Source organism: Olsenella sp. oral taxon 809 str. F0356 (assembly GCF_000233535.1).
Classification (GTDB): domain Bacteria; phylum Actinomycetota; class Coriobacteriia; order Coriobacteriales; family Atopobiaceae; genus Olsenella_I; species Olsenella_I phocaeensis.
Window position 1 is genome coordinate 415,827 of the sequence record NZ_JH376563.1, and the last position, 15,509, is coordinate 431,335.

19 protein-coding genes and 1 other RNA gene are annotated in these 15,509 nt (G+C 66.0%); 4 read left to right on the forward strand and 16 right to left on the reverse strand.

Features of this window, described 5'->3' with window-relative positions:
* The first annotated feature begins 56 nt into the window (after window positions 1-56).
* Window positions 57-788 carry a flavin reductase family protein gene (locus tag HMPREF1008_RS01835; protein WP_232202817.1) on the forward strand — a complete coding sequence of 244 codons (732 nt, stop codon included), beginning with the start codon at window positions 57-59 and terminating at the stop codon, window positions 786-788.
* Window positions 789-796: 8 nt separating this feature from the next.
* On the opposite strand, the gene ssrA is transcribed toward HMPREF1008_RS01835, so the two are convergent.
* Together ssrA and HMPREF1008_RS01840 are read right to left on the reverse strand one after the other, a co-directional pair.
* Window positions 797-1,161: a transfer-messenger RNA gene (ssrA, locus tag HMPREF1008_RS10115) on the reverse strand.
* A 214-nt stretch (window positions 1,162-1,375) separates the two neighbouring features.
* On the reverse strand, window positions 1,376-1,765 hold the full coding sequence (locus HMPREF1008_RS01840) for a hypothetical protein (protein ID WP_050796587.1): 390 nt from the start codon (window positions 1,763-1,765) through the stop codon (window positions 1,376-1,378).
* A gap of 109 nt (window positions 1,766-1,874) precedes the next feature.
* Between HMPREF1008_RS01840 and HMPREF1008_RS01845 the strand changes: the two genes are divergently transcribed.
* The gene (locus HMPREF1008_RS01845) at window positions 1,875-2,633 is read left to right on the forward strand and encodes a sensor histidine kinase (RefSeq protein WP_040656867.1); all 759 of its coding nucleotides are present in this window, start codon (window positions 1,875-1,877) and stop codon (window positions 2,631-2,633) included.
* Window positions 2,630-3,256, forward strand: a complete 627-nt coding sequence (locus HMPREF1008_RS01850) for a response regulator transcription factor (protein ID WP_009278152.1) — start codon at window positions 2,630-2,632, stop codon at window positions 3,254-3,256. The genes HMPREF1008_RS01845 and HMPREF1008_RS01850 overlap by 4 nt, the downstream gene beginning before the upstream one ends.
* Window positions 3,257-3,289: 33 nt before the next feature.
* Here HMPREF1008_RS01850 and HMPREF1008_RS01855 read toward each other — a convergent pair whose 3' ends face one another.
* The 12 genes from HMPREF1008_RS01855 to HMPREF1008_RS01910 all read right to left on the reverse strand — a co-directional run bounded on the left by HMPREF1008_RS01855 (window position 3,290) and on the right by HMPREF1008_RS01910 (window position 13,770).
* Window positions 3,290-3,967, reverse strand: a complete 678-nt coding sequence (locus HMPREF1008_RS01855; RefSeq protein WP_009278153.1) for a YoaK family protein — start codon at window positions 3,965-3,967, stop codon at window positions 3,290-3,292.
* 150 nt (window positions 3,968-4,117) lie between these two features.
* Complete coding sequence (locus tag HMPREF1008_RS01860; protein WP_009278154.1) at window positions 4,118-4,258, reverse strand: rubredoxin-like domain-containing protein; 141 nt, start codon at window positions 4,256-4,258, stop codon at window positions 4,118-4,120.
* A 157-nt stretch (window positions 4,259-4,415) separates the two neighbouring features.
* Window positions 4,416-4,892 (reverse strand): SsrA-binding protein SmpB, encoded by a 477-nt coding sequence (smpB, locus tag HMPREF1008_RS01865; protein ID WP_009278155.1) that lies wholly within the window; start codon window positions 4,890-4,892, stop codon window positions 4,416-4,418.
* Window positions 4,876-5,736: a hypothetical protein gene (locus HMPREF1008_RS01870; RefSeq protein ID WP_009278156.1), complete on the reverse strand. Its 861-nt coding sequence runs from the start codon at window positions 5,734-5,736 to the stop codon at window positions 4,876-4,878. The genes smpB and HMPREF1008_RS01870 overlap by 17 nt, the downstream gene beginning before the upstream one ends.
* A gap of 58 nt (window positions 5,737-5,794) precedes the next feature.
* Entirely contained in the window at window positions 5,795-7,840 is a 2,046-nt protein-coding gene (locus HMPREF1008_RS01875) for a ribonuclease R family protein (protein ID WP_009278157.1), read from the reverse strand.
* 91 nt (window positions 7,841-7,931) lie between these two features.
* Window positions 7,932-8,858, reverse strand: a complete 927-nt coding sequence (gene ftsX / locus HMPREF1008_RS01880) for a permease-like cell division protein FtsX (protein ID WP_009278158.1) — start codon at window positions 8,856-8,858, stop codon at window positions 7,932-7,934.
* Window positions 8,845-9,909, reverse strand: coding sequence for a cell division ATP-binding protein FtsE (gene ftsE / locus HMPREF1008_RS01885; protein ID WP_009278159.1), 1,065 nt, complete (start codon window positions 9,907-9,909; stop codon window positions 8,845-8,847). The genes ftsX and ftsE overlap by 14 nt, the downstream gene beginning before the upstream one ends.
* 165 nt (window positions 9,910-10,074) lie before the next feature.
* Complete coding sequence (locus HMPREF1008_RS01890) at window positions 10,075-11,016, reverse strand: transketolase family protein (RefSeq protein WP_009278160.1); 942 nt, start codon at window positions 11,014-11,016, stop codon at window positions 10,075-10,077.
* 3 nt (window positions 11,017-11,019) lie between these two features.
* The gene (locus HMPREF1008_RS01895; protein WP_009278161.1) at window positions 11,020-11,838 is read right to left on the reverse strand and encodes a transketolase; all 819 of its coding nucleotides are present in this window, start codon (window positions 11,836-11,838) and stop codon (window positions 11,020-11,022) included.
* 103 nt (window positions 11,839-11,941) lie between these two features.
* Entirely contained in the window at window positions 11,942-12,625 is a 684-nt protein-coding gene (locus tag HMPREF1008_RS01900; protein WP_009278162.1) for a transaldolase family protein, read from the reverse strand.
* 89 nt (window positions 12,626-12,714) lie between these two features.
* Window positions 12,715-12,981 carry a hypothetical protein gene (locus HMPREF1008_RS10580; protein WP_009278163.1) on the reverse strand — a complete coding sequence of 89 codons (267 nt, stop codon included), beginning with the start codon at window positions 12,979-12,981 and terminating at the stop codon, window positions 12,715-12,717.
* Between the two features lie 72 nt (window positions 12,982-13,053).
* Window positions 13,054-13,770 (reverse strand): L-ribulose-5-phosphate 4-epimerase, encoded by a 717-nt coding sequence (locus HMPREF1008_RS01910; RefSeq protein ID WP_009278164.1) that lies wholly within the window; start codon window positions 13,768-13,770, stop codon window positions 13,054-13,056.
* Window positions 13,771-14,262: 492 nt separating this feature from the next.
* On the opposite strand from HMPREF1008_RS01910, the gene HMPREF1008_RS01915 reads away from it, so the two are divergent.
* Window positions 14,263-14,562, forward strand: a complete 300-nt coding sequence (locus HMPREF1008_RS01915; RefSeq protein ID WP_083823454.1) for a DeoR/GlpR family DNA-binding transcription regulator — start codon at window positions 14,263-14,265, stop codon at window positions 14,560-14,562.
* 110 nt (window positions 14,563-14,672) lie between these two features.
* On the opposite strand, the gene HMPREF1008_RS01920 is transcribed toward HMPREF1008_RS01915, so the two are convergent.
* Both HMPREF1008_RS01920 and HMPREF1008_RS01925 read right to left on the reverse strand, forming a co-directional pair.
* Entirely contained in the window at window positions 14,673-14,972 is a 300-nt protein-coding gene (locus HMPREF1008_RS01920; RefSeq protein WP_009278166.1) for a PTS sugar transporter subunit IIB, read from the reverse strand.
* Window positions 14,972-15,427: a PTS sugar transporter subunit IIA gene (locus HMPREF1008_RS01925; protein WP_009278167.1), complete on the reverse strand. Its 456-nt coding sequence runs from the start codon at window positions 15,425-15,427 to the stop codon at window positions 14,972-14,974. The genes HMPREF1008_RS01920 and HMPREF1008_RS01925 overlap by 1 nt, the downstream gene beginning before the upstream one ends.
* Window positions 15,428-15,509: the final 82 nt, after the last annotated feature.

Sequence of the window (15,509 nt, forward strand, 5' to 3'; positions counted from 1 at the left end):
TGCCGCCACCCAACGCCAACGGGCCGCTGGCATCGGGCGTCCGAGCCATTCTCATCATGGATGATATAGTGCAGCAAAAGGGAGAGGAGCGCCTGCCACGACTAGGCGCGCACGGGGAAGAGGGCAAGATGGACGCTACTGCATTATTCAAGTTCTCATCTGGTCTGTATGTCGTGTCCGCAAGGGCGGACGACGGTGACGTGGGCGCCTGCGTCATCAACACCGGACTCCAGCTCACGAGCAAGCCCCTACAGGTCGCAGTCGTGGTGAACAAGCAGAACCACACGGAGCAGGTGATCGAGAAGGCCGGTCACTTCGCGCTCGCGCCCCTGACCCAGACGGCAGACATGCCCTTCGTCGGCCGCTTTGGCTTCCGCAGCTCAACCGACTTCGACAAGTTCGCGGGCATCCAGAGCGACGTGACCGGCAACGGCGACCCCTATCCCACCGAGCACGTCGCGGCAATGGTCTCGTGCAAGGTGGTGCAGAGCCTGGACGTCGGCACCCACATGCTCTTCGTCGGAGAACTGGACGACGCGCGGAACCTCCTTGCGGAGGAGCCCCTCACCTATGCCTACTACCATGCGATCCTCAAGGGAAAGACGCCTCCGAAGGCCTCGTCCTACATTCCCGAGCAGGCCAGGAAGCAACAGGAACATGCCTCGCACGTCGGCGTCATCCTTTCGGGACGGCGCTTTGGCAGCGCCTTTTTAGGGATAGCGCAAAGGCTGACACCACGCGTCGCATGTCACACAAGCCCCCTCCCGCACAAGGCGGGAGGGGGCTGACGTCATCATGGTGGAGGTGCGGAGAATCGAACTCCGGTCCAAAGCAATCCCCTGGCAGGTGTCTCCAAGCTCAGTCGTTAGTTGGCTCTCGGACGCCTCGCACCCAACGACACGCGTTCGGCATCCCAGTTGGTTCGGTCTTAGCCTGCGGCATACCAACCACGTCCGCAGGAGCATCTCCCTAGAATGACGTCACCCCGAAGACGGGAGCGATCCCCGGTTAGACGGCTGCTAGTAAATTAAGCAGCGAGGGCGTAAGAGCCCTGATAAGAGTTGTCGTCAATTCAATTTGACGGTACCCCTGTTTAACGTGGCGAGGAGACCACGGCTTGCTGCCCACCTCAGAACTACCCTGTCGAAACCAGTCACCCCCATGAGGTTGTGGGGCTGCTGCCACCATGCGCGCTGTCAAGGTTCAAGAACGGGCGATGTGCGTCGAAGGACGACGCGTCCGGTGTCCGTATTCTACCCAAGGGCGACAAGGGGCGAGGCGGGATTCGGTGAAAGTGCAAGCCCACCACCCGTGCCCCACCCCAGGCTGGGCCTCGGGCACCCGACGTCACGACGAGATGCAGACGGACGCCGTGCTACAGCTCGGCCATTCCCCTGCTACGTCCCACGACGAGCGCCACGAGGAGAATGGCAAGCGCATAGAGCATCGCGACCCCAAGCGAACCGAGCAGCGGAGCTATGGTCAAAAGCGAGACCTCCGAGGGCGCAGAGGCGCCCGTGATAACCTGCGTACACCAAAAGCTGGGCACGAAGTGCGCCGCTGCGACGACCGTCGAAGGAAGCATGCCAAGGTCAATCCACGCGCCCCCCATGAAGGACATGGCCATCCCCAAGCTGACGGCAACGGCATTTGCGGCATTCTCGCTTGCTCCGAGCTGACCCAACAGGAAGCCCACGCATGTCGACACGAGCGCATAGACCAGAAGGCCCAGGACCGAGAGCGTCACGAGAGCCGGCGACTCCAACAGGCTCTGCCTTGCAAAGAGGACGACGCCCAGAAGCGAGGTAAGCGCCCACGCGAAGAGGCCGACCGTCAGACATGCGGCATAGAGCCGCAGGTTGCGCCTGCGGGCGATGGTCGCGACCAGGACCTCCGCCGCAACGCGTCGGGAGCGTCAACTTCACGAACTGGGAGACGAGCTCTCTGATAGGCTGCTGGCACTACGAGAGAGAAACGCCGAGCTCGCCGATGCCCGCGAGGAGGGCATGAGGGCGGCAACTCTCTCGGAGCGCACACGCATAGCCCGCGAGGTGCACGATGGCGTGGGGCACTCGCTCACGCGCCTCCTGTTGCAGGTCGAGGCGCTCAAGGTCACGCATCGCGGGGACGAGCGCACGACGAGCGAGCTCTCGGAGCTTTCGATGGGGTTGGGAGAGGCCCTCTCGTCCATGCGGACGAGCGTACATGCCCTCTCGGATTCCGCCATCGACCTGGGCGCAGAGCTCAATCGCCTGGGCGCGACGAGCGGCATCGACGACGTGTCGGTCGAGTACCGCCCTGACTCCACTCCCCCGGCGGCAGTGACCAGGACGATCGTCTCGCTGGTGCGCGAATCCCTCACCAACGCCGCCCGGCACGCACGGGCGCGGCATGCCTGCGTCAGGGTGAGCGAGCTTCCCGGTCTCTGGCAGGTCCTCGTCAGAAACGACGGCACGATGCCGGAGCTCCCCGCACACGCCACGGGGCCCGAGGGTCTCTTGGACGGCCTCTCGAGAGGAGGCATGGGTCTGGCATCGATGCAGGAGGGCGTTGAGGTGCTCGGCGGCACACTTCGCGTTTCCTGCAACGACGAGTTCAGAGTGTTCGCCTCGATTCCGAAGGGGCGAAGATGAGGCTGGTCATCGTGGACGACGACCCCATCGTCAGCCGGTCCCTGGCAACCATGCTCTCGGCCGAGACCGACATCGAGGTATGCGGGACGGGCGTCAATGGTACCGAAGCACGGCAGCTCTACGACGACCTCGCGCCAGACATCCTCCTCATGGACATACAGATGGCAGGGGGCGATGGCCTCGATGCCGCGGAGGACATCCTCGCGCGCCACCCTGGAGCACGCGTCGTGTTCCTCACCACCTTCTCGGATGACGAGTGCGTGGTGCGAGCACTGAGGATGGGCGCGCGGGGCTACCTCATCAAACAGGACATCGCCACGATTGCCCCGGCACTCAGGTCAGTGATGGCCGGCCAGAGCGTCCTGGAGGGAGAGGTCCTGGAGAGGGCGACGACGTTGAGCGGGAGCGTTGTGACAGGCGACGAGTCCGCCCTGGCGCCGTTCTCCCAGCGCGAGCGAGAGGTGGTCAGACTCGTCTCGGAGGGCCTCGACAACTCCCAGATCGCCGCGCGCCTATTTCTCTCGGAGGGGACGGTGCGCAATCACATCAGCGCGATCCTTGCCAAGCTCGCCCTGAGGAACCGCACCCAGATAGCCGTCTTCTACTACAAAAGGTGCCAATAGGCAGAACGCCGCCAGGGGCAGGAGGAAGGCGGCCTACGACTCCTGGCTCGCCCTGCCCTCTCGGTCATGGAACATGAGGGTGATGGCCAAGGCGAGAAGCACGCAGCTCACGCGGATGGCAGACAGTTCGAGGGGCGCCAACAGCCAGTTCCCCAACACTGCACCCACGACGAAGCAGGCGATCACGCCGTAGTAGAGCGCCGCCGTCCTGAGGTGGACGCGGCCGCGACCGTGCGCGTACGAGACCAGCGCCTGCGTGCCGCTACGAAGGTTCCCTATGCACATGGTGGTGGCGAATGGCCTGCCGTGGAGCTTTCGAAACGCCTGGACCTGCATGCCACATGCAAGCGAGGTGAGGCTGTTGGCGAGCAGGTTGAGCTCGTCCGGCATGAACGAGACCGCAAGGAGAAGGAGCACCTCGACGACGAGGACGTACTGCCTCCAGTGAAGCCCGCGCGGCATGCGGAGCTTGAGCTCGTGCGCGAGGACGCAGCCCACGGCGAAGCCCAGGACGGGGCAGGCGTAGCGCGTGGCCGCGGCGAAGTCTCCGGCAGAGAGGTGCACCCCCAGGAGCAGCAGGTTTCCCGTCTGGGCGTTGGCGAAGACCTTGCCGCGCCCAAGGTAGGAGTAGGCGTCCATGAGCCCGCCCGAGAGGGCGAGGATGAGGGCGAGCTCTATTGATTCGGATGTCTGCGACGCGCGCTTGCGCAAGGCTGGGCCTCCCTTGATTCGACCGCCCCCTACCCTACTACGCGTGAGCGAGTCCGTTCGACGCCACACCTGCCCGACACATTCCATCCCGCGTCAAAAGGGACGGCTGGTTGCCCAGCCGTCCCAGGAGGTCACGCTATGTGGTTCAGGCTACTCCTCGACGAGCTCGAACATGTCGGCACCGACGCCGCACATGGGGCAGGTGTAGTCCTCGGGAAGCTCGGGGGTGTCGACCTCGACCTCGAAGCCACAGACGGTGCACACGAACTTGTAGGTCTTCTCGTCAGCCATGGGTGTTTCCTCTCTCCGTTGGCCGCCCGTTCCCCGCGGGCGCGCCAGTTTGTTACCCGAATGGGCGCAATTATCATACCCCACGCAAAGTACCTGCGGCAACGCCGTCTGCCGAGAAGCCATGGCAAACCATGGCCCCAGATGCCCAACTCTCTTGCTAGCGGCTGCGCTCCTTGAGGGCGCGCTGTATGTCGCGGTCCGTCTGCTTCTTGGCGAGGTCGGCCCTCTTGTCATAGAGCTTCTTGCCGCGCCCTAGGCCGAGCTGCAGCTTGACCCGATTGTGCTCGTCGAAGTAGAGCTCCAGGGGCACGATGGCCTGGCCCTTGGTGCGGAGCTTGCCGTCCAGGAAGTCAATCTGCCTGCGGTGCATGAGCAGGCGCCTCCTGCGATCGGGGTCCACGTTCCACACCCCCCCGTTGGAGTAGGGGTGGATGTGCATCCCCACCAGGAAGAGCTCTCCCCCACGGATGATGCAGAAGGAGTCCGTGATCTGGGCCGAGCGCTCGCGCAGGCTCTTGACCTCGGTGCCCGTGAGCTCGACGCCGGCCTCCCAAGTCTGGTCGATGAAGTAGTCGTGCCAGGCGGTGCGGTTCTTCGAGATGGTCTTCTTCTGGCGCCTAGTAGGAGCTGGCATTGCCGTCGCCCCCCTCCTCGTCCTCGGCGCGGATCAGCCTGAGCAGCTCCATGGTGGCCTCCTCGCCCACCAGATCGCGGGCGCGGAGGGTGAGCTGGGCCGCCGTGTCGCGCTGGCCGAGGTCCGCCGCGTCGGTGGCGCACATGAGCAGGCAGACTGCCACCTCCGCGTTGGCGCCGTCGGGCAGACCCTCGGCGGAAAGGAGCTCCCCGGCCTGCTCGTCACTCACCAGGTCGGGGTCGTGGTCGGTGCCGGCAGCCTGGTCGAGGGCGGCGTCAAGCGAGTCGTCCCGCACGTCGAGCCTGCGTGCGGCGCGCAAGGCAGACGCGGCAGCGAGGGGCTTGTCCTGCGCCACGAAGTAGCCCACGAAGTTGAGGAAGGCCCGTGCGAGGTGGCGCGCGTCACTCGCGCGCTCGAAGACAGAGTAGCTCAGGGCGAGGAACTCCTGGACGTTGCCGTCTATGCGGAAGAGGTCCGCCAGGTTGAGGCGGTACTCGCAGCCCATGGGGTTCCAGCGCACCGCGTGCTTGAGGGCCTCCGTCGCCATGGCGTAGTCGCCCTCGTGGATGCAGGCGAGGGCGAGGTCCGCGTACAGGCGGTCGAGGGGCTCGCCCACGTCGCGCAGCTCGCGCGGGTCGTCCTCCACGCGACGGTACGCGAGGCGCTCGAAGAGCGTGGGGAAGCTGAACCATTGCAGCTCATCGGTGGTGGGGCAGTTGCGGTCGACGTACTCCTCCGCGTCTTCCGCAAGGCGCGCGAGCAGCTCCTGCGCTTGCCTTGCCTGTCCCTGCACCAGCAGGCCCTCAGCCCGCAGCAGCTCGTCGGTCATGCTCGTCTGGCTCACGTCGGCTCCTTCTTGGGGAAGGCCCCCTCGTCCCGTGTCTAGGGTCATAGACTACCCGTTAGCGCCCCTCCTTTGCACGCGGTCCGCCGTCGGCCAGGGCGAAGTCGATCTGCCCCCGCGGTGGCTTCGTCCCCGTCACGGTGACGGCAACGCGCGTTCCGGGCCTCCAGACGCGCCCGCTCTCCTCGCCCGTGAGCGTGAGCAGCTCTTGGTCGAACGAGAACCATTCGTCGCCCAGCTCCCGCACGGACAGCAGTCCCTCCGCGCAGCTCTGGTCCAGCATCACGAAAAGCCCGTAGCGCTCGCAGCCCACCACGACGCCCGAGAAGCTCTGGCCAACCTTGTCAGAGAAGAGTTCGGCCATCTTGACCTTCTGGGAGTCGCGCTCCGCGGCATCCGCCACGCGCTCCCGTTCGGAGCAGCTCCGGCAGATCTGGGGGAGCTCGCGCTCCATCTGTGCGACGTCGCGGCCCGCCCTCGCCCCGGCAAGGAAGGCCTTGAGGCTGCGATGTACCACAAGGTCGGGATAGCGCCTGATGGGAGAGGTGAAGTGGCAGTACACGGGAGCGCCCAGGGCGTAGTGGCCGTCATTGTGAGGAAGGTACACGGCCCTGCGCTGCGCGCGAAGGAGCACCGCGTTGGCCAGCACCTCCGCCGTAGTGCCACGCGCCGCGTCCAGCACCACCTGGATAGCGTGCGGGTCTGCGGCAAGGAGCCCGGCGACCTCCTCGGCATGCACCAGGCCGAGCTCGCGCAGGATGGGCAGGGCGGCGGCGAGGTCCTCGTGGGTGGGTTGCTCGTGCACGCGATATGCCGTCGCAATGCCACCTGAAGAGAGCATGTCCGCCACGGCCTCGTTGGCGAGGAGCATGGCCTCCTCCACCAGGGCCGTGGCACGCGTGCGGGCACGCACGCGGACGCCGGTGGGATGCCCCCCCTGGTCGAGGGTCACCTTCGCCTCGCGCGTCTGGAAGTCGATGGCACCGCGCTCGCGCCTCCGCTCGACCCTTAGGCGGGCAATCTGGTCGAGCACCCCGAGGGATTCGACTATGGCCCCCTGGTCCCCCCGTGCAGCAGGAAGGTCACCCGCAGAGATCCTCCCCTCCAGGAGGGCGTCGACCTCGTCATAGCTCAACCGTGCCCTGGAGCGGATGGCAGAGCAGCAGGCCTCTGTCGCGCGAGGCTCTCCCCTCTCGTCAAGCGAGACGAACACGCTCATGGCGAGCCGGTCCTCGTCTGGGCGCAGGGAGCAGAGGCCGTTGCAGAGGCGCTCCGGAAGCATGGGGAGGACTCGGTCGGCGAGGTAGCAGGAGCAGCCCCGCTGCCTCGCCTCCACGTCCATGGAACTGTTCCACCGCACGTAGTGGGACACGTCGGCGATGTGGACCTCGAGCTCGAAGCCATCGGGCGTCCTGCGCGCTCCGACGGCGTCGTCGAAGTCGCGTGCGTCCGCCGGGTCAATGGTCACGATGACGTGCGAGCGCAGGTCCCGCCTGCGGCGGTCGGACGCAAGCGCGCCGTCGACGTCCAGGGAGAGCGACTCGGCCTCGCGCAGTGCGACTTCGGGGAAGCTCGTCGCCAGGCCGTGCGAGGCGATCACCGCCTCCATGTCCAGGTCGAGCTCCTGGGCGGAGCCAACCCTGCGGGCTATGGTCACGACCCCGGCGGCATGGCGGCTGGGATACTCGAGTATGCGCGCCTCGACCACGTCCCCCTGCCCCACGCCCAGCCGACGCGCGCTCTGGTCCTGCGGGAGGACGAAGAAGTCGTGGGTGATGCGCCCGTCCAGGGGAAGGACGACGCCCAGGGGGTCGGCCTCCTCGTAGCTGCCCAGGAACTCGTTGCGCGCGCGGGCAACGACGCCCTGCACGTACGCCACGCGCTCTTTGCTCCCGTGCCCGCGGGCCAGGCTCAGCCGGACCTCGTCCCCGTCCATGCCCTCGCGGAGTCCTCCCCTCGCCACGACGAAGTCCCCCTCTGCGGTACGCACGGTGGCGAGCCCGGGGCGCACCACCCTGAGCGTGCCGGTGAGAAGGGCCTTCGGCTTGCGGACGCCGGTGCCTCTCCCCCGCCGCCCGGAACCATGCGAATGCCTGACGGACATGGAACCTCCCTATGAGACGGGCGGCGCAACCCGAAGGCCACGCCGCCCAGACGAGCTCATGCGCGGACAGCGCCCGCGGTTCGATTGCCGGCTAGACCCTGAGGAAGCGCCTCATGGCGATGGCCGAGCCAAAGAGGCCCAGCACCAGCCCGGCGACGAGCAAGGCCCCGTAGGTGGTGAGCATCACGTTGAGGGGCAGGTTGAACGAGAGGAACTGCAGGCTGTTCTGGAGCTTGGGGAGCACGACCTGGGACCCCAGCTGCAGGACGGCGATGGCCAGGAGGGAACCGATGAGCGCCTCGAGCATGCCCTCTGCCAGGAAGGGCCCGCGGATGAAGCCGTTGGAGGCGCCAACCAGACGCATGATGGCAATCTCGCGCCTGCGGGCGGCGATGGCCAGACGAATGGTGTTGTTGATGAACACGAAGGCGATGAACGCCAGCAGCAGGACCAGGACCGCCACGCCGACGCGCAGGTAGTAGGTCACGCTGAAGAGGCGTTCGACCGTCTCGCGGCCGTACTGCACGGAGGACGAAGGGTCGTTGGCGTCGTCCGCCACGCCCTTGAAGTCAGCGTCGCCCGAGAGCTGGGTGGCCACGGACTCGACCTCCTGGGGGTTGGTGAGGGTGATGACCAACGAGGCGGGGACGGGGTTCTCGCCGTCGAGGGCCGCAACGGCATCGCTGGCGTTGCGATTGCTCATGGTCTGCTTGTATTCCTCCAGCGCCTGGTCCTTGCTCTTGTACGAGACGGACTCGACGTTGTCCCAGCCCTGGACCTTCCTCTGCAGGGCGTCCACCGCCGACTTGTCGGCGGAGTCGTTGAGGAAGGCCTGGATGGTGACCTGGTCCTCGACGCTGCCCACGAGGTTGTTGATGAGCGCGGAGCCCATCACGAACAGCCCGATGACGAAGAGCGAGAGGAAGATGGTGACGATGGCCCCCAGCACGGTGGACCAGTTCCTACGGAAGTGCCTTCCCGCCTCGCGCAGGGAGTAGCCGATGTTAGATGGCGCCATAGTAGCCGTAGCCTCCCCTCTCCTGATCGCGCACGACGTGGCCGGCCTCAAGGGCCAGGACGCGCTTGCGCATGGAATCGACCATCTCGCGGTCATGGGTCGCCATGACGACGGTGGTTCCGGTGCGGTTGATGCGGTCGAGCAGCTTCATGATGCCCAGCGAGATGGCGGGGTCCAGGTTGCCCGTGGGCTCGTCGCAGACGAGCAGGGGAGGCCTGTTGACCATGGCACGGGCGACGGAGACGCGCTGCTGCTCTCCGCCCGAGAGCTGGTCGGGGTAGTTGTCCATCTTCTCGGCCAGTCCGACGAGGCGAAGCACCTCGGGCACCTGGGCCTTGATGACGGAGCGGGGCTTGCCGATGCACTCCAGCGCGAACGAGACGTTCTCGTACACGGTCTTGTCGGGCAGGAGCTTGAAGTCCTGGTACACCGTGCCGATCTGGCGGCGGAGGTACGGGACCTTGCCGTTGCGCATGCGCGTGAGCTCCTGACCGGCGACCATGACCTTGCCCTTGGTGGCGCGAAGCTCGCGCGTGAGGAGCTTGAGGAAGGTGGACTTGCCGGAGCCGGAGTGACCCACGACGAAGACGAACTCGCCAGGATAGATGTCCAGGCTGACGTCATCGAGGGCGGGCTTGTTGGGCTGGGCGGGGTAGATCAGCGTGACGTTTCTGAGCGAGATGGTGGGGGTCCCCGTACGCGCGACCACGGGGGCGTTGGAACCATCAATGGGGGCGAACACGCTGGTGAAGCCAGGCTGGGCGGGAGCCTGCGCCTCGTCCTCGCGCACGGTCAGGCCGGCGGCGGAAGCCCCTGCCTGCTGAGGCTCGGGTGCTCGGGGCGCCTCGGCTACCGACTGCTCGGGCATGGTGTTCTGGTCCTCTTCGGAAGCCGGCGCCACGTGGCGCGGCTCCGGCTGGGGGGCGGCGTCCTGCGCGGGCTCCTCGCCCGTCACGTCCGCACCCACCTCAGGGACCTGCGAGTCGGCGGGAGCCTGCTGCTCCAGCTCCTCGTCCCCCTGTCGCTCGCTGCTGCGAAAGTGGTTGGCCACAAGAGCTCCTTTTTCTACGTAGCGAAAACTGACAGATTCCGGTGCATTTTAGCAAATGGCCCCAAAGCCGCAGCTTAGGGGCCAGCCACCGCACATATAAAGCACGCTGTGGCCCCGACCCCTAGGGGCGCGGGACTACAGCCATGCCCATATGGCAGTCAGCTCCTAGTGGAGGAACTCCTCGACCTCGGCCTGGATGCCCCTTGCGTCCAGGCCATACTTGGCCAGCAGGTCCAACGCGGGTCCGGACTCGCCGAAGACGTCACGCACGCCGACCTTACGGACGGGCGTGGGGCAACTCGCACTGAGCGCGTCGCAGACGGCGCTGCCCAGGCCGCCGATGACGGAGTGCTCCTCCACGGTGACGACCCTGCCAGTCTTCCTGGCCGAGGCGATGACGGTCTTCTCGTCGAGGGGCTTGATGGTGTGGATGTTCACGACCTCGGCGCTGACGCCCCTCTCCGCGAGCGCCTCGGCCGCCTCGAGCGAGGCGGCGACCATGAGGCCGCAGGCGACGATGGTGACGTCCGTCCCCTCTCGCTCGACGATGCCCTTCCCCAGCTCGAACTCGTAGCTGGCGGGGTCGTGGAAGACGGGGCCGGCGAGGCGCCCGAAGCGCATGTAGACGGGACCGTCCAGCTCGTAGGCGGCGCGGACGACCGCGCGCGCCTCGACGTCGTCGGAGGGGACGACCACAGTCATGCCGGGGATGGTGCGCATGAGGGCGATGTCCTCGTTGCACTGATGCGTGGCACCATCCTCGCCCACCGAGATGCCGGCGTGCGTGGCGCCGATCTTGACGTTGAGGTGGGGGTAGCCGATGGAGTTGCGCACCTGCTCGAAGGCGCGGCCGGCGGCGAACATCGCGAAGGTGCTCGCGAAGGCGACGCGCCCGGTGGTGGCGATGCCGGCCGACACGCCCATGAGGTTGCCCTCGGCGATGCCCACGTCGAAGAAGCGGTCGGGGTAGGCCGCCTTGAACTTGCCCGTCTGGGTAGCGGCCGCGAGGTCCGCGTCCAGGACCACGAAGTCGTCGTGCTCCGCGCCTAGCTCGACGAGGGCCTCGCCGTAGCTCTGGCGCGTGGCGATCATCTTGGTGTCTGCCATCTGCTATGCCTCCTCGAGTTCTGCCATGGCCTGCGCGTACTGCTCGTCGTTTGGAGCCTTGCCGTGCCAGCCCACCTGGTTCTCCATGAACGAGACACCCTTGCCCTTCACGGTGTGGGCGACGACGCAGCTGGGAGAGCCCTTGGTCTGGCGTGCCTCGGCGAAGGCGGCGCGCAGCTGGTCGAAGTCGTTGCCGTCGGAGACCTCGATCACGTGGAAGTTGAAGGCGCGGAACTTGTCGGCGATGGGCTGGGCGGAGTTGACCTCCTCGATGGTCCCGTCGATCTGGAGCCCGTTGTTGTCGACGACCAGGCAGAGGTTGTCGAGCTGGTGGTTGCCGGCGAACATCGCGGCCTCCCAGACCTGGCCCTCCTCGATCTCTCCGTCACCCAGCAGGCAGTAGGTGCGGTAGGAGTCGCCCCAGTGCTTCGCCGCCAGCGCCATGCCCACCGCGGCCGAGACGCCCTGGCCCAGCGAGCCGGTGGTCATGTCGACGCCGGGGGTGTCGTTCATGTTGGGATGGCCCTGCAGGTGGGAACCGATGTGGCGCAGGGTCTCGAGGTCCCCCGTGGGGAAGAAGCCCCTCTGCGCGAGCGTGGCATAGAGGCCCGGCGCGCAGTGGCCCTTGGAGAGGACGAAGCGGTCGCGGCTGGCCTTGCGGGGGTCGGCGGGGTCGACGTCCATCTCCTCGAAGTAGAGGTAGGTGAAGATCTCGGTCGCGGAGAGCGACCCACCGGGGTGGCCCGACTTGGCAGCGTGCGTGCCGGTCAGGATCCCCTTGCGGACCTCCCTGGCTATGGTCTTGAGCTCGTCATTGCCCATGGCGTCTCCTTCTGTCGTCTTGTCTTGCCAAGGGGGGTGCGCCCCTCTCGGCTAAAAAAGTCCCGGCCGGCAGAGACGCCGACCGGGACCTGCTGGTGCTTTCCTACGCCTCTGCGGTGACCTTGGCCCAGTCTGCGGCAAAGAGCTCGAGGCCGCGGTCGGTGAGCGGGTGGTGCACGCACTTCTTGAGCGCGCCGAAGGGCACCGTGGCGATGTCGGCGCCAAGGAGCGCCGCCTGGGTCACGTGGTGCGGGGTGCGCACGGACGCGGTGATGATCTCTGGGCCGTCCTCCTCGTCCCAGTAGCCGTAGCTGTAGTTGTGGACGGCGTCGATCATCTCCTCCAAGTGGTCGAGGCCCTCGTCACCGATGTCGTCGAAACGGCCGACGAAGGGGCTGATGTAGCGGGCGCCGGCACGAGCCGCAAGCAGCGCCTGGGGAGCGGAGAAGACCAGGGTGCAGTTGACGCGAATCCCCTCCTTGGCCAGGGTGTGCATGGCGGGCAAACTTGCCTCGCAGATGGGGAGCTTGACCACGATGTTGGGTGCGAGAGAGGCAAGGCGACGACCCTCGGCGATCATGTCCTCGGTGGTCTCGGCGGTGGACTCTGCCGAGACGGGCAGGCCCTCGCAGATCTGGCAGATCTTGACCATGTGGCCCTCGAAGTCGGCGAGCTTTCCGCCGGTCTTGGCATAGAGGCTCGGGTTGGTGGTCACGCCAGAGAGGCAACCCCAGGACTCCGCCTCCTTGATCTCATCGAGGTCCGCGGTATCGACGAAGAACTTCATGAAGAGCTCCTTTCGACGCGCCCGCCAGCGGGCGACTTCCACCGTACTCGAGCGAAGTGGCCAGATGGCACCATATTACAAGGGATAGCCTATCCCAGCTTCGCCATCGCGGCGTCGATCTTTTCGCGGACGAACTCGGATGCATGGGCCACGTCGTCCCTCCAGGCATCGGAGCCGAGGGGCACGCCCCTCTCCGCAGCAGTCCAGTCCAGGCGTGCCTGGTGGACGTCGGACTCGTCGACCGAGATCTCCATGTAGTCGAACCCGGCCTCGGCAGCCACCTGGAGACGCTCCTCCCAGCTCAGGTCCTGGGGGGTCGCCTTCTCGTACAGTCCCAGCTCGTAGCTCTTGCCCATGGGGCTTCCTTCGTAGCGCCGCGGGACGGAGGCCCCGCCCCGCGGCCGGATGACATGCCCTTGCGCGACGCCCTACTTCCCCTGGCCGTAGTAGGCGTTGGGGCCGTGCTTGCGCATGTAGTGCTTGTCGAGCAGATACTGCGGGGCCTCTGCCTCCTTGACCGGCTTGCCCATCACGCCGCAGAGGGTCTCGGTGCGCAGGCCCATGAGCGCCGTCTCTTCCATCACCTTGGCGTGGTAGACAGCCTGCGCCGCGTCCTTGCCCCAGCTGAAGGGTCCATGGTTGCGCACGAGGCAGCCAGGCTGGGCGATGGGGTCCAGGGCCTCGAAGCCCTCGGCGATGACCTTGCCGGTGTTGAGCTCGTAGGCCTCCTCGATCTCTTCCTTGGTGAGGCCCCTCATGCAGGGGATGGAGCCATAGAAGTAGTCGGCCTGCGTGGTGCCGTAGCAGGGGATGGAACGACCGGCCTGGGCCCAGGCCACGGCGCAGTTTGAGTGGGTGTGGACGATGCCACCGACCTTGTCTCCCCAGGCCCTGTAGAGGTAGGCGTGAGTGGGCGTGTCGGAGGAGGGGTTGAGCTCGCCCTCCACCACCTTGCCGTCGAGGTCACAAATCACGAGCTTGTCGGGCGAGAGCTCGTCGTAGTCGACGCCGGAGGGCTTGATGACGAACAGGCCGCTCTCGCGGTCGAGCTCGGAGGCGTTGCCCCAGGTGAACACGACCAGTCCATACTTGGGAAGGTCCATGTTCGCCTCATAGACCTTCTTGCGCAGTTCCTTGAGCATCATTGTGACCCCTCTCGTCGGACTCCGCGCTTCGGACCGCAGTGACTGCCTTGGTGGATAGTCCGATTCTAGCGCTGGAAGGCCCGAGGCTGTCGTTCCGCTGCCACCATGCCCCTCAATGTAGTCGGAGACTCCATGGGCGGGCGTTTATGCACCTTGCTCCAGGGGCACCGTGACGATGCGACCCACGCCCGCCGCCTTGAGCGCGGCGAGTTCCTCCGACGTCACCAAGTCGTCAGTGATGAGTCCATGGTCGAGAGGCGCCGCCTCCGCTGCAGGTCGTGCGCCTGGAGTGAATTCGAGCCCTGCCGTCCAGGGCTACGGGACACCGCGCGACGCTGCCGCCGCTCGAGTACGTGTGGGTGCTGCTGGAGATGGGTGAAACGCTGAAGTCGAGGCCGCTCATGACCGGCCTCGACAAGAACGTCGTGAAGGCTACCGACAAGGAGGGGCTCGAGCGCTCTACGTAGGCATAGATGGGTCCGAGCTCAGGTCATCTCTTGCGTGAGCGCGGCGAAGGCGATCCTTGGTTGTTCGGGTCTCTCCGCCGAGGAGGGCCTGACGACCTTGGTTTCCCATGAGACCAGCATCAACGCCCTCATGCTCGAGAGGTCGGAGCGACACATCATCGTGGCGGACAGCGGCAAGCTAGGGGCCAACTCGAGCTTCTGCTACGGCAGCCCCTCGCAGGTCGACACTCTTGTGACGGACGCGTCCGCCAATCCTTCGCTGTTGGAGTCCCTCCTGGATGCCGGCGTTGGCACCATGATGCGCGTCGAGGTGCAGAACGACTAGGCGCCACTCCTCGTCGCACTCCTCTTGACCCCTCAACGTAGGTCAGGGTCCCGATCGCAAGCAATGCGACCGGGACCCTGCGTCCACAACAAGGTTGGCCAACGGTGAAGTTACGCCTCGACGGCCTCGAGGAAGGCCTCGAGCTGCTCCTTGATCTCCTTCTTGTCCACGATGTTGCGAATACCGGCGACATGCGCGATCTTGGCGTCGGCCAAGAGCTCCTCCGCGAGGTCGCTCATGGTGATGACCAGATCCCCGTCGAAGTCCTGGATGGCATCGAGGTTGCCGGTCTCGGTCGCGATGGAATAGCCCTCCTCGTTGATGACCTGATCGCACTTGATCTTGAGCATGGCGGAGGACCCCATGCCGGCACGGCAGCAGACCAGGGCACGATACTTGGCAGAAGACACTAGTTGCTCCTTTCCGCGTTGCGGACGGCGTCCACAACTTCCTTTGGAGAAGACGCCTCGTCGAGCACGGCGAAGAAGTCCTCGTCTGACAGCAGCTCCACGAGCGACGCCAGCGCGTCCAGATGCCCGCTCGCACTGGTGGCGCTCAGGGGGAACAGGTAGCGGACCGGGTCGTTGTCGGCACTGCCAAACTCGACCGGTTCGTCCAAGACCGTTACCCCCAAGGCGTCTTCCAGCGCACCGCATTCGGGGCGAGCGTGCGGCAGCGCGACCCGTGGCGTGACGACGAAGTAGGGACCATGTTGCTCGGCGCCCGTGATTACGTCGTCCACATACTCCTGCGTGACCGCGCCGGACTCCAGGAGGGGGGCAAGCGAGAGACGCGTCGCCTCTCGCCAGTCGGACGCCTTGACGCCCAACCTCACGTACTTCTCCTTGAGCAGGTCGAGCAGCATGGGAACACCCGCCTCATCGAATCCGAAGCAATCTTATTCATGATACCGAATGCGGGAGCACGCATCACGCGCCGTGACAGAT